At 47.0% G+C, this 11,723-nt stretch carries 12 protein-coding genes; 10 read left to right on the top strand and 2 right to left on the bottom strand.

All coding sequences use genetic code 11. The features are described from left to right. Nucleotides 1–58: 58 nt before the first annotated feature. The 8 genes from B147_RS0119980 (at nt 59) to B147_RS0119935 (ending at nt 5,547) form a co-directional block, all read left to right on the top strand. Nucleotides 59–268, top strand: a complete 210-nt coding sequence (locus B147_RS0119980) for a hypothetical protein (protein WP_020588980.1) — start codon at nt 59–61, stop codon at nt 266–268. Between the two features lie 23 nt (nt 269–291). Further along, nucleotides 292–519, top strand: coding sequence for a hypothetical protein (locus tag B147_RS0119975; RefSeq protein WP_020588979.1), 228 nt, complete (start codon nt 292–294; stop codon nt 517–519). 54 nt (nt 520–573) lie between these two features. Further along, the gene (locus B147_RS0119970) at nt 574–876 is read left to right on the top strand and encodes a hypothetical protein (protein ID WP_020588978.1); all 303 of its coding nucleotides are present in this window, start codon (nt 574–576) and stop codon (nt 874–876) included. Between the two features lie 3 nt (nt 877–879). Further along, entirely contained in the window at nt 880–1,341 is a 462-nt protein-coding gene (locus tag B147_RS0119965; RefSeq protein ID WP_020588977.1) for a hypothetical protein, read from the top strand. A 144-nt stretch (nt 1,342–1,485) separates the two neighbouring features. Beyond that, complete coding sequence (locus tag B147_RS0119955) at nt 1,486–2,106, top strand: TraX family protein (RefSeq protein ID WP_020588975.1); 621 nt, start codon at nt 1,486–1,488, stop codon at nt 2,104–2,106. A 214-nt stretch (nt 2,107–2,320) separates the two neighbouring features. After that, entirely contained in the window at nt 2,321–2,611 is a 291-nt protein-coding gene (locus B147_RS0119945) for a MerR family transcriptional regulator (RefSeq protein ID WP_020588973.1), read from the top strand. Then, nucleotides 2,612–3,586, top strand: coding sequence for a tyrosine-type recombinase/integrase (locus B147_RS0119940; protein ID WP_020588972.1), 975 nt, complete (start codon nt 2,612–2,614; stop codon nt 3,584–3,586). Nucleotides 3,587–4,065: 479 nt separating this feature from the next. Then, complete coding sequence (locus B147_RS0119935; protein WP_157237967.1) at nt 4,066–5,547, top strand: M20/M25/M40 family metallo-hydrolase; 1,482 nt, start codon at nt 4,066–4,068, stop codon at nt 5,545–5,547. Here the strand turns inward: B147_RS0119935 and B147_RS0119930 are convergent. Together B147_RS0119930 and B147_RS0119925 are read right to left on the bottom strand one after the other, a co-directional pair. Then, entirely contained in the window at nt 5,537–6,943 is a 1,407-nt protein-coding gene (locus B147_RS0119930; RefSeq protein WP_020588970.1) for a DUF3482 domain-containing protein, read from the bottom strand. The two genes, B147_RS0119935 and B147_RS0119930, sit on opposite strands and share 11 nt — an antisense overlap. Then, nucleotides 6,940–8,685 carry a DUF2868 domain-containing protein gene (locus tag B147_RS0119925; protein WP_020588969.1) on the bottom strand — a complete coding sequence of 582 codons (1,746 nt, stop codon included), beginning with the start codon at nt 8,683–8,685 and terminating at the stop codon, nt 6,940–6,942. The genes B147_RS0119930 and B147_RS0119925 overlap by 4 nt, the downstream gene beginning before the upstream one ends. Nucleotides 8,686–8,957: 272 nt before the next feature. Here B147_RS0119925 and B147_RS0119920 point away from each other — a divergent pair, with 272 nt between their 5' ends. Continuing rightward, a complete protein-coding gene (locus B147_RS0119920; RefSeq protein ID WP_026259744.1) occupies nt 8,958–11,351 on the top strand; it encodes an ATP-binding protein in 2,394 nt (797 codons plus the stop codon). Beyond that, nucleotides 11,314–11,661 carry a hypothetical protein gene (locus B147_RS0119915; protein WP_020588968.1) on the top strand — a complete coding sequence of 116 codons (348 nt, stop codon included), beginning with the start codon at nt 11,314–11,316 and terminating at the stop codon, nt 11,659–11,661. The genes B147_RS0119920 and B147_RS0119915 overlap by 38 nt, the downstream gene beginning before the upstream one ends. Nucleotides 11,662–11,723 lie beyond the last annotated feature (62 nt).

Here is an 11,723-nt window from a genome sequence, read left to right as displayed (position 1 = left end):
AATCAGGAAGCCACGCAATTTTCGGTTTCCATATTAATCAACAGTGAGGTGATACGCTATGTGTTTTCTTAAGCGAATCCTCAGCGTTGTGTCATTGATCCTTTTCGGGATCACTGGTCTTGCTTTGGCAACAACCACTTACACCCCTTTGATTTCATCAGATATGTTTGATGGTGTCAGAACCGACGTCAACACCGCTGCAGCGGGCATTATCACCATATTGATAATCGTTGTGGGGCTGGGGTTGCTTGTCAAAGTCTTTCGTTAATTTTTTTTAAAAGGAGTTTTGTCATGAAGAATCTTATTACCCGTTCCCAGATGTTCACCGCAGCTATGTTTTCTGCATTTTTCGGCATGTTCGGCCTGTCCTTTGCCACACCGAGTGTTGCAGATCTCTGGACCGCGTTTGACATCTCAACCCTTAACGGTCAGATACTCACCGTTCTGACCACGTTTGTTCTCATTAACCTGGGCTTTCTTACCTACAAGTACATTCGGCGCGTTATGAGTCGAGGTTAATTTTTTCAAGGGGGATGGGGGCTTCTCCCCGTTCCCCTGCCTTAAAGGAGCATTATGGAAACCGACTTAGTTAATTTAATGTTTACACAGTTCACTGATAATCTTTCCAGCTTTATTGCAAACGATATTTCTGTAGTTCTCCTTGCCATGCTCTCCTTGCTGTTCATCGTCTTTGCATTTGCAAAAATCCGGGAACTTTTCAATTTCGGCATGACCGAGGGGGAGATTGGAGCCAAAAAAGCGTTTACCCGCTGGCAGAACAGCAAAGGGACTTGGCGTGAACCTTTAATGGAAGAAGAATATCGAATGAGTCTAAACGATGTTAAAGCCGAAAAATATTGGAAAAACAGAGGATAAACAATGATAGATTTAGAAGCATTTGGAAATGGTTTTGGCCTTGTTGTGATTTCCCTGCTCCTGGGCGTTATTATCCGGTCCATCGTATCCGCCCTTCGAATTGGATCTTCCCGTTTCAATTCAATAGGCGTCTTGTTTCTTTTAATACTTCTTTATAACACAGAATCATATGCAGCCGTCACCAAGACCGGCCAGGTGGATCTTTACCGGGTGGATCAGGCAACCGCATTCTTTGTTGTCGACGACTATCTTTTTAATACATCCGATTTTTCTCAAATCAATATTTTAACCCAAGCGTATTACCAAAGAACATCGATCTCGGTGACGGATCTTGATTCTGATCCGGGTCAAGTCGACTATATTGAAATTACCGACACCTCAGATCTGATGTCCAAAAGCATATCGTTAATCATCGGCGCACTTTCATGTAACGCCCTGGCCCTGGGCTTATCGTTGAGGCTTTAAAATGATCTCTTTACCCGAAGGCTTTGACCTGGCTCTTTTTATCAGTGACATCGTCACCTATGTTGGCTTGCCTATTGTGACAATTTCCTTTTCATTTTGTGTTTTCAGGCTGATCTCTTACACCATAAGTCTGGGATCATCAAAATGATTAAACTTATTGCCTTCATCACAATGGTGATTGACCATTCGGCCATATTCTTTTTCCCGGAACATGAATTTATCATGAGATCCCTGGGCGCGCTGTCGTTCCCTTTGTTTGCCTATTTCATTACCCAGGGCCTGAAACATACCAAAGACCTCCAGCTATATATCATCTCCCTGGTGACTTGCGCATGCATTACCCAACCTCTGTTTAATATCTTGTTCCCGGACCTGCACAGACTCAATGATCTTTATACCCTGCTTTTCGGTCTAATCATCCTTGTCCTGTATGATCGGCACGGCTATCAGGCATTTTATTTAACCCTGCTTCTTGTGTTGGCCAACGTCGTATCAATCTATATTTTCATAGTCTTTGCCATTTATTTTTTGCACCATCGCCCGGTGTACCTCCTGGGCACAATGATGGCCTTTTACCTCCTGGTCCATTATTTGTCCGGAGCCGGTTATGTTTTGTTTGGTCCGGCTGCAGTCTTCCTCATGTACTCCAGGGTCACCATTCCTTTGCCAAGAATGATCCAAAAATACTTTTATTATGTGGCATACCCTGGGCATTTTCTAATCATTATCCTGATCAATTCAGCAAGATGCCCGGTAAATCCTTAATAACGAATGATTAAAATGAACCCACGAGAATTGAAAAATCATCTTTATCGGCTGGTAAAGAAAAACGGTAAAAGCAGCGTAACGAAATTTGAGCATGAATACATGGCAGGCAAAATTGATTACAACACCTATCTGCATTGTTGCTATTCGGATTATGCCAAAGGTCATTTGTCAAAAAACAGAAAATAATTAATAGAATAATTTTATTAATAAAATGACTGAACCTGAACTTGATATATTAGCTGCTAAGATAGCCGAGAAACTCAATGCTGTATCCGTTCGGTATATGAGTCTTAAGCAAGCGGCTATCTATTCAGGTATCGGCCAAAAGCAACTTATAAAAATGGCTGAGGCCGGGAAGATCAAAGGCAGAAAAATAAAGCGGGAAAAGAGGGCAGGGTGGTCTTTTGACCGTGAGAGCATTGATGAGTTTTGGCATCAACCATGGGATGAAATAAATGTAGAGGCACGGAGCATACTTGACCATATTAGGAGAAAAGCGTAAATGTTTCAGATGAGGCTGTTTCAAAGAAATGGTTGGTTTCATGTTGAGTATGCCAGGAACCGGTCAAAGGCGTTACGGACAAAAGATCCTAAAAAGGCAAATGCTATTTTTAAGGAAATGGAAGCCGAACGCCTGCGCGGACGCTTGCTCCTGCTGGATAGGAAAGAACGCTTATCCTTGTCTGAATTTGCAGATGTTTATACATCTGATCCGGACAGATCCGAATTATCAGAAAGTACCTTAAAAAATGACGTCCTTGCCATAACAGCTCTTAAAGATGTGGCTGGCGACATCCCTATAAGATTGATCACGAAAGACACTATAAAAGAGTTCAAGGCTCATTCTTTAGGCCGGATGAAAAAAGTGTCCGTGAACACGTACCTTGCCAGAATAAAAGCCGGTCTGGAATGGGCAAAAGCAGAAGGCTATCTTGACCGCGTTCCACCGATCAAAAAATATAAGATGGGCCGGTCATTGCCTCGGCCAATCTCACAGGATGATATCAAACGGATATTGGGTCAGGCCAAAGCCAAAGACATTGAAATGTACCGGGTAATCAATTTTGCTCTGTTTACCGGCTGTCGGCGTTCTGAAATTGTTCGGGCCAGGTATGAGCACATAAATGGTGACACATTAACTGTGGTAGGTAAAGGAAACAAAGAGAGGGCTTTTTATCTGCTTCCACAGGCTTTGCCGGACCGCAAAGATATCGGCAAGATTTTCAAATTTTCCCACGTTTCAACGCTATCAAATTATTTCAGAGATAAAATTGTCAAGCCGCTGGGAGTGACCGCTCGGTTCCATGATCTTCGCCATACTGCAGCCACCACCATGCTTGCAAACGGCATTGATCTGGAAATGGTCCAGAAAATTTTAGGTCACACAGACATTCGAACAACACAACTTTATGCGGACGTTTTACAAGAAAATATCGAAAAGCAAATGAGCAGAATGAAAAGTGTTTCTTTTGAGTGATGCGGGAAAAATGCGGGAATTTTTAATGTAACTCTTTGATTTTATTGGTGCTCAACCCTTATTACGAGTGAGATACTCTACCAACTGAGTTACGCCGGCGCTTTTAAAGCCAATTTATATCAGGGCGCCCCTGGAAATTCAAGAGGTTTAACTCATTAGGCAACCTTATTGAATTTTAATCAAGCTTGTATTGTGTTTTCAAATTTTGGATAACAGTCACGGGCTGACCTGGTCTTCTATCTTGGTTCAGCCCACAACGAAAGTTGAAAGTCTGTGTCGGTTACACAGACTTTCATATAACGGCCACGGGCCGTCCCTGGTCTATCTACCCCCAGGCTTCGGCCCACAACAAAGATAGAAAAAATCCAGTTACTTGCTGGAGACTTTCACATAAAAATACATTGAAACAAAAAATTTATAATATTCTTAAAGCCTATTGCCGCATACCCAGCATCACAGACTCAAAAGGAGAGGCCCTGGTGCCGGAATTTATCCACCGAATCTTGGGCGAACTGCCCTATTTCCAGCAGTACCCTGACCATATAGGTGCTTGGAATATTAAAAATGATCACTTCAAGCGCCGGGTTGCCTGGGCCATGATTCGGGGCGGCAGTACCAAAACGATTGTTCTCATGCACCATTTTGACGTGGTGGTCATTGACAATTACGGTCCACTGAAACACCTTGCCCTGGATATTGAAAGACTTGAAGCGGCCCTTAAGGAAGACGCATCCATACTGACGCCGGACGCAAAAAAAGATTTGGAATCAGGGAATTGGATTTTTGGCCGGGGCGCTGCAGATATGAAAGGCGGCGGAGCTATCCAGCTTGCCCTGTTTGATACCTATGCGCGCCTGTCTGATCAGGAACGGCGGAAACTGCCCACCCTTGTGTTATTGGCCGTACCGGATGAAGAGAATATGAGTGCAGGCATGCGTGCGGCCACAGGCCTTTTATGCCGGCTTAGGGAAAAGTGGAATCTGGATTATGAGTTGATGATCAATTCAGAACCCCACCAGCGTCGAAATTCAGAAAAAGGGCTTATCAGCCAGGGTTCCATTGGCAAACTTAATGTTTTTGTCTACGTCCGGGGTGTAACGGCCCATGCCGGGAAAGTCCTTGAAGGACTCAACGCCACAGGCATTATGGCACAAATTGTGGCCCGTACCGACCTGTCTGAAGAATTCGTGGACCAGGTTGGAAACCAGGCCGGCATCCATCCCACCTGGATGCGGTCAAGGGACCTGAAAAAAAATTATGATATCTCTTTTCCCGAGGCCTGTTACGGTATTTTTAATGTTCTAACTTTTAATACAGGCCCTGATGCAGTGTTGAATAAAATGACAACCATATGCAGAGAAATTTTATCGGCGTACCAAGAAAGAGTTAACCAAAAACGGGAGATATTATCTCGACAAACCGGCCGGAACCTAAAACCCTTTGACTGGGCGCCCTGCGTAATGCCTTTTGGGGATTTAAAGGATGCCACCCCGGCACCGGATAAAGACCTGGAGATCACCGAGGAACTCGGGTTTCGCACGGCTGCCTTTAATTTGGAAAGTCCCATGGTTATTGTGGGATTCTGTCCCCCCTATTACCCGGGAGTGACCAATCCTGACCAGGCCACCCTCCATAACATGGTAACCGGTTTTACCCAGGCCCAGTTTGGCCAGGAATATGACAACGAAGCCTATTTTACCGGAATCTGCGATTTAAGTTATGCCATGATGGCCGATGATCCGAAAATCCTTTCCGCAGCCTTGGCCCACATGGCGGGAAACGACGGTTACCACATTGCCTTTGATGAAATTGAAAAGATCTCCATGGACTGTATTAACATAGGGCCCTGGGGACTGGATTACCACAAACCTTCGGAACGGGTGTTTAAAGAGGACTTGTTGGAACGTACGCCCCGAATTATTGATCATGTTATCCGGACATATAATATTATCAGGGATTGATACGTCTTTTAAGGATATCTTTCAGCAAAGACGCAACCAGCAGATCAAAGGACGGTGAATGTTTTTTGCCGGATGTTGAATGTTTTTTCCGGCAGGCTTTAAAAAACTCCATGCAGACCCGGTGTTGTTTTGTTGTCAAGAGCGTGGATATGCCGGCCTTTTCCCCCTTGGAAGCAAGCTGGGATTCTGTTTCAGGGACATCACGCCTGCCATGGGCCCGTCGGCTCATATGGGTGTAATAGAGCAATGCCCGGTCCAGAAGAATATACAAAAACTGAATATTTTCATTGGGACCCACCTGGACCCGGTCGCCGCCCAGGCCCGAGGCGGCACTGGCCAGACGCCGGATGCCCATAAAGGCGGAGCCGGCTCCCACGGCAGAGCCAATGGCCGTAAAAATTCCAAAGGTCAGTCCGGCTGCAGCCGTATCCAGCACCGCTCCAAGGGTTCCCCCCAGCACCGCACCGGCGGTGGCGGCCTGGGCCCGGGTCAGCCCCAGCATCTCCCAGGTCTGGTCTGAAAATAGGTCATGCCTGAGAATGGAACAGGCTGGCAATGGGTAATCATAGAGATGATGGCGGAACAATGAACGGATATGGCCAAACATTTTTTGTTCAATATTCCGGATTTTTTCCTGGTATTCCCGGGTGAGGTCTTCCTTGAGCGTCACGGGATCCATGTCGGCTTTGAGTTTGCGGGACAAAGAAAAGGTCAAAATTTGTTCCATGCCGTGGACAATGTAAGCACCGGCCATGCGGTTACGCTTTTCCCACTCCATGTTAAACGCCTGAATCACACCTTCCATCAACGGTTCAATATCCTGATCAATGGCTTTAAGGCTTTCCAGAAGCCGGATGCGCTCATAAAAATCGGCCTGGTTGGAATTAAAAACCCGGACCACGTTAAAAAATTTTCGGAACTCTTCCTTCCATATCGCGGTATTATCCCGGGTATCGGATTTTGAATTTATAATTGCCATCCTGGGCCGTCCCGTGAGCCGCAGGATTTCCATTTCAGCCAGATCATCTTCTCTTATGGGCCGGGACCCGTCCACCACATAAATAATACCGGCCCCATTGGCCACCGGTGTCAACAATTCGCATTCGTCGGCAAAAAACGGATCTTTTTCATGTTCGGCAATAAACCGGACCACCATGTCCGGTCCGGGATTCTTTCTGAACCAGGAAAGGGTCTGGCGGGGCACCTGGAATCCCGGGGTATCCACAAACCGGATGATCTCTTTGTCATCCAAGGTCACGGAATAGGATTTGGAGACCCTTGTTTCACCCGGCACCGGGCTGACCTGGATACGGTCATCTTCGGTCAGGGTGGACACCACCGAGGACTTGCCTTCGTTGGGGTGCCCCAAAACGGCAAATTCAGGCACTGCAATCATGGCGACACCCACCTTTCAATGACGATCATAGGATCGTTGAGCTGGTTTACGGCACTTTTCCACACCTGGAAATTCACATCTGAAGGCGCCACATCTTTTTCTCCCTGCTCCATTGTCTGAATCATTACAATCCATAGGGGAAAATCAGAAAAAATCTCACGGATTTGAACAAAGTAATAGAGCAATCCACGGATGGGCGGCTGCCAGACCTCCTGGAGCACGATCAAAGGCCCCTGGCCCAAATCCTTAACATGGGTTGCTATCTGATTTTTGTCTTCATCAAAATCAAAATGGATGCCGACGGTACCGGCAACATGGACACCAAACTGCTGTGCCAGACCAGCCCGGATTTGTTCCATATCATTTTCTTCAAAACCCCTGGCTGATCCAAGCACGAGTGCACCGGTTGTATTCTTTTTTACATGGCGTTCATCCGATACAACCGGAGGCCGGGGAGCAGGCTCAGTTTCTGGTTCCGGTTTGAGTTCTAATTGGGGTTCCGGTTCAGGTTCCGGCTTTGGGACCGGGGCTGATTTGGGTTTGGGTGTGTTGAAAGTCGCATCGGGTTGAGGCATAACAACAGATTCCTCATCTTTTTTTTCCACAGGCGCGGGTTCAGGCCTAGGCAGCGGCGCTCTGAATTTCGCCCGGGTGCCTCCGGTCTCTTTGATGTCCATCCCCATGCGGGGGGTGCGCATGCGCATGAGCAGGCGCTGGTACCCGGGCCGGGACAAATCAAACCGGGCAAGCGCCAACGTCCTGGCTGCACGGGCCAATCCCACTAAAATCAATCGGGGAATAAGGGCATATACCAACAGCCCCATACACAGAAATGGCCACCAGGCAGCCAGATGTTCACTGGCCAGTCCGACAATGCCTTCCTTAAGCACAATGCGGCTGCCTTCTATTTGTTCAAGGGTGGGCACAAAAATATCCGGCATGGCCCAGGACCAGGGAAATGCCATCCAGGTCACCAAGCGGTGAACACTCTCACCGGAAGTTAAAATCGTGGATTGCCAGCCAAAGGCCAAATCCGTAACCATAATCCTGAAAAACGTGCCGCCAAGCGCTCCGGCTGAAAATCCCAGTGCGCCCAGGGAGAGCACAATGAACACCGGCCAGAACAGAATACTTCGAAAGGGGCGGGTATCCAGATGCAGCAAATCTTTGGCATCCGTTGAAAATTGAGGAAAATGCTTTTGAACAGGTGCGGCCCATTTTTGCATCCGCCCCATGAATTTGTCAATGAACAGGCGCATGGACAACCGGTGCAGCACGCCGGTCCAGCCCGACCCGGAAGGGCCGGAGCGGAACTGATGGAACCCCACCAGTGCAGCAGCCAGGCAAAGCAAAGCCGGAAAAAGGATAAACACAGTGATAAACAGCGTCACATTCACAGGCCGGCTGCCGTGGTAAGCCAGAAACGAATACGCGCCCATACCCCCGGCAGCCAGACCACAGGCAAATACGACCTTGGCAATCCAGAGGTAAAAAGACTCAAATAACTCACCAGGAAGCTTCGCCCCGATCCCGCCGTTACCGGTCTCTTGAAAAAACAACACGCGCCGGTGTTCCAGCCATCCTGCAATCAGCCCGGCATCATCCAGGCGGTCACCGTTTTTAATCCGGCGGAAGATATCCCTGTCCCGGGATGCAATGGCCTTGGTCTCGGTATTTTCCGGGGCCTCATCCAGACCCAGGAGAAAATCAAGGTCAATAATATTTTTAAGAGACAAAATCATGAATATTCTTTAACAAATTGCAGTAATTTTCACAATATTGATGACCCCGTAAAAAATCCAATCGACGCCGACGCCGTCGGATTTCGTTAATCATATCTGTGTTGACTTTACGTCAGCAGATACATTGAAAAATTTATTTTCCTGTCGCTTTTGTGTATAGTGATTTATTCGTAAATGACAGGGAGCCGTGTGTGGAAGACCATGACATATATCATGTTTGAATTTATTGCTAATCACATCGCCGGATTAGGGACGCCGGTCATCGCCGTAAAATGAAAACCTACACTAAAATTTTACTTCCAACCCTCCCGGTTATTTTTTTCTTTCTGGCGGCAACCATTGCGATTACATATCATTTTTCGCGGACAGCCCTTCTTGATCTTGGGGACGCCTGGCTTTCCACCCGTTTGAATATGGCCCTGGAAATTGTCCGGGAGCAAGAAAAAATTCTTCATGACTACGGTCTGGAAAGCATTCCGGCAAGCATTGCCAAGGCAAAAGAGGACGCAACAGCCCGTATCCGGAACATCACCATCGGAAATAAAGGATTTTTTTTTATAGTCGATCACAGCGGGGCTATCATCTTTCATCCTAATAAATACCTTAATGATACGGACCTGGGCCGGGAAAAATGGTTTTTTTCTTTAACAGATCAAGGGGGGAGAAAAATTATCGACCTTGCCGGGGAGCGTCTCCTTGTGCGGTTTGGGTATTTTGCGTCCTGGGAGTGGTATGTCCTGGCGGCGGACCCCACAGAGGAGCTGTACGGTACCATAAACCGGATGCAGCCCTATCTGTATGGATTGTTTATGTTAATCGCCATTATCATCTCCCTGGTTCTGATGTTTTTTACCGCCCGCTTGACCCGTCCGCTCAAGGTGCTTCTTTTAGGGACCCAGGCTTTTGGCAAAGGTAATCTCGACACCAGAATCAACATTCAGTCCGACGATGAATTCGGTCTTCTGGCAAAAGAGTTTAACCGGATGGCATTCCGACTCCAGGACAGTCTATACGCATTAAAACAGAATGAAGAGCATTTCAGGGCGTTAATTGAAAATGCCAACGATATGATCTGGATTCTTGACCGGGAAGGAATTTTTCGTTATGTCAGCCCGTCTACATTTCGGATTCTTGGATATCAGCCCAAAGCGCTTATAGGCCGTAATGTTCAGGATTTTATACATCCCCAGGAAAAAGAGGAACTGACCGAAAGGTTTGCCCTCCGTGTGGCCTCTTTGATCCAGTCCCATCCGACAGCCGTGCGGTTCAGGCACGAGGCCGATCACTGGTGTATCCTTGAATGCATTTCCAAAAACCTCATGGATCACCCCACCATCAAGGGGATGGTTATTAACTTAAGGGATATCACCAAACGAAAACAGGCGGAACAGGCCCTGAAACTGTATCACCAGGAACTGGAAAACCGGGTACAAGAACGCACCAGAGATCTTGAGACAGCCAATAAAGCCTTGAATACTGAAATCCAGATTCGCAGGCAGAAAGAGGAGGAACTGGAACGGGCAAGCCGGGTAAAAAGTGAGTTTTTAGCCAATGTGAGTCATGAAATTCGAACACCTTTGAACGCAATTCTCGGTTTCAGCGAGCTTTTGAAAACAATGATCACCGAAAAGCAGCAGGCTGGCTACCTGTCAGCCATTAATACCGCCGGAAAAAATCTTTCCGACTTGATCAACGACATACTTAGCCTGTCCAGAATGGAGGCCGGTAAACTGGAAATTCACCGAAAACCTGTCTTTTTAAGGTCGTTATTCAATGAAATATTCCGGCTGTTTAAAATAAAACTGAAAACAAAAAATTTGGACTTTTTCATTGAACTGCCTGAGAATGATACAGGCGCCCTTGACCTGGATGAAATGCGTTTGCGCCAGGTTATTATTAATCTGGTGGGCAATGCCCTGAAGTTCACTGAATTCGGCACGATTTCCATTAAAGCACAAATTCGTACTAACCCTGAAAACGAGGGAAATTCCGCGGATCTTATTATCCAGGTAGCCGACACCGGCATCGGTATTTGCGAAACCCAGCAGGATAAAATATTTGAGGCGTTTGAACAGGCATCGGCCGGAACCAGCCGGAGATTCGGCGGTACCGGACTGGGGCTGGCCATCTGCAAACAGCTTATAGAGCTTATGGGCGGAAATCTTTCCGTGTCAAGTAAACCGGATCAAGGCAGTATCTTTACCATCTTTCTGCCGGATGTTAAACGCTATCACACCCAAAGTCCCGTACCGGCCGAAGTAAACACATTCGCATGGACCAGCATGCAGTTTGCTAAAGATCGGATTCTTATTGTGGATGACCAGCGGGAGATCCGGTTCATGCTCAAGGAAATCCTGGAAAAAATTAATCTGGAAGTCATTGAGACGGCAGACGGTATCCAGGCGATTGAGCATGCCAAAGCACAGCAGCCGGCCCTGATATTCATCGATTTGAAAATGCCTGAAATCAACGGTATGGAAACTGCAGCACGTTTGAAAGCAGACCCGGCCGTTGCCCATATTCCCATATGTCTTATGACTGCGGGCATGATGCCATGGACCGAAGAGGAACTTGAATCCCGGGGGGTTTGCCTGCACCATTGCCAAGCCAATTGCCATAGACCGCCTGATGGGCGTTTTAACGCGATTCATCAACCCGGCGCCTGATGCCGCAGAACGCTCTTTTGCCTTAAGTGGGCTGGATACACTGGACAAAGAGACATTGCCCGATGAATTTTTGGACAGATTGCGCAGGGATATTGCCCCCCATATCCCATCAACCCGACAGGCTTTGAAAATATCCGAGATCCAACGATTTGCCGTAAGAATCACTGAAACCGGAAAAGTTTTTAAAATTGAAGCGGTTAAAACATTCGGTAAAGAGCTTTTCCAGTTGTCTAAAACCTTTGACATTGAAAAGATCCAGGCTTTTCTTGAATACTTTACCCAGACCATTGATCGCCTGAATGGTGTTTGAACGCAAAGTTACGCATCGGCCTCTTGCCTCTTGGCTACGTTGCGTTTGAACATGGGTTCCTG

The organism is Desulfobacter curvatus DSM 3379, from assembly GCF_000373985.1.
In the GTDB taxonomy this organism is placed as follows: Bacteria; Desulfobacterota; Desulfobacteria; order Desulfobacterales; family Desulfobacteraceae; genus Desulfobacter; species Desulfobacter curvatus.
This window is presented reverse-complemented; position numbering and strand designations above follow the sequence as displayed.

Coding starts and splice junctions, on each gene's coding strand:
- B147_RS0119980 (WP_020588980.1), top strand. CDS start 59: ATGTGTTTTCTTAAGCGAATCCTCAGCGTTGTGTCATTGATCCTTTTC.
- B147_RS0119975 (WP_020588979.1), top strand. CDS start 292: ATGAAGAATCTTATTACCCGTTCCCAGATGTTCACCGCAGCTATGTTT.
- B147_RS0119970 (WP_020588978.1), top strand. CDS start 574: ATGGAAACCGACTTAGTTAATTTAATGTTTACACAGTTCACTGATAAT.
- B147_RS0119965 (WP_020588977.1), top strand. CDS start 880: ATGATAGATTTAGAAGCATTTGGAAATGGTTTTGGCCTTGTTGTGATT.
- B147_RS0119955 (WP_020588975.1), top strand. CDS start 1,486: ATGATTAAACTTATTGCCTTCATCACAATGGTGATTGACCATTCGGCC.
- B147_RS0119945 (WP_020588973.1), top strand. CDS start 2,321: ATGACTGAACCTGAACTTGATATATTAGCTGCTAAGATAGCCGAGAAA.
- B147_RS0119940 (WP_020588972.1), top strand. CDS start 2,612: ATGTTTCAGATGAGGCTGTTTCAAAGAAATGGTTGGTTTCATGTTGAG.
- B147_RS0119930 (WP_020588970.1), bottom strand. CDS start 6,943: ATGATTGCAGTGCCTGAATTTGCCGTTTTGGGGCACCCCAACGAAGGC.
- B147_RS0119925 (WP_020588969.1), bottom strand. CDS start 8,685: ATGATTTTGTCTCTTAAAAATATTATTGACCTTGATTTTCTCCTGGGT.
- B147_RS0119920 (WP_026259744.1), top strand. CDS start 8,958: ATGAAAACCTACACTAAAATTTTACTTCCAACCCTCCCGGTTATTTTT.
- B147_RS0119915 (WP_020588968.1), top strand. CDS start 11,314: ATGGGCGTTTTAACGCGATTCATCAACCCGGCGCCTGATGCCGCAGAA.